The organism is Burkholderia sp. Ax-1720, from assembly GCF_011753035.1.
Lineage (GTDB): Bacteria > Pseudomonadota > Gammaproteobacteria > Burkholderiales > Burkholderiaceae > Burkholderia > Burkholderia gladioli.
Genome location: NZ_VWWK01000430.1, coordinates 1 through 1,271 on the forward strand (window position 1 = coordinate 1; position 1,271 = coordinate 1,271).

General features: G+C 76.4%; 1 protein-coding gene. It reads left to right on the forward strand.

The genetic code is table 11. From position 1 onward, the window contains the following. Positions 1–1,271 (forward strand): alpha/beta fold hydrolase (locus F3J18_RS37425; protein ID WP_240156527.1); only part of this gene is annotated, 1,271 nt, incomplete at both ends.

A 1,271-nucleotide genomic window follows, 5' to 3' on the forward strand; every position in this document is an offset into this window, starting at 1 on the left:
GGCCTGGTGGAAGGCCCGGCTCGGCGCGGCCGAGGATGCCGCGCCGCGCGCCGAGGGCGGCCAGCGGCATCGGGCCTGGGCGCTCGACGCCGAGACGACCGCCCGGCTCACCCAGGCCGGCTGGCGCATCGACGAGGTGCTGCTGGCCGCGCTCGCGCATGCCTGCGCCGAGGTGCTGCCGGCCGTGCCGGTGGTGGTCGAGCTGGAAGGACACGGCCGCGGCGACCAGGTGCCCGGCGTCGACCTGAGCCGCACGGTCGGCTGGTTCACCACGCAATATCCGCTGCGCGTGAGCGCGCATGAGGATGTCGATGCCACGCGCCGCGCCATCGGTGCCGCGCGCGCCGAGCTGCCGGCCGAGGGGCTGCACTACAACCTGCTGCGCTACGCCGGGCTGGCCTCGTCGCGCGCCGCACTGGCCGCGCTGCCGGCCACCACGGTCGGCTTCAACTACCTGGGCCGCTTCGAGGAACGCCTCGGCGCGGGCCGCTTCACGTTTGCCGCCGAGGACAGCGGCGACGGCACGCAGGGCCGCGTCGCGGCCGGCGCGCGTCACTGGCTCGACCTGAACGGCCTGATCGCCGAGGGCTGCCTGAAGGTGGACTGGAGCGCCGCCGAGGGTTCGGTCGACGAAGCGACGCTGGCGCGCCTGGTGACGGTGTTCGACGCGCAGGTGCGTGCGCTCGCCGGCATGGCGCACGGCGCCGCCGATCCGACGCAGGCGGCACCGCGCCGCTTCGGCGATCTGCCCGAGGGCGCGCCGGGCGAGAGCGTGGTCGTGGGTGACGCCGCCGCCGCGGCGGCCTTCGCGGTCTGGCGCGAGCGCTTCCACGCCGAGGCGCGTCTCGCGCCGGCGCCCGACGCGCGGTTGCAGCCGCTCAACGCGGCACGCGCGCCGGTCACGCTGTTCTGCTGTTATCCCGGCTTCGGCCTGACCGGCGAATACCGCTACCTGGCGGCGGCGCTGCAGGGCGTGGCCTCGGTGGTGGCGCTGCGCGCGCCCGGTTTCGCCCGGCCCGAATCGACTCCCGCCGACTGGCCGGCGAGCTTCGAGGCGCTGGCCGAGGATTGCACGCGCGCGATCCTCGCGGCGCAGCCGGCCGGCCCGTATCGGCTGCTGGGCTGGTCGTTCGGCGGCCGCATCGCCTTCACGGTGGCCGCGCGCCTGCGCGCGCTCGGGCACCGGGTCGATTTCCTCGGCCTGCTCGACACGGCGATCCGCACCGCCGATGCGCACGACGAGCCGGGCGCCGAGGCCGAGGTGGCCGGCG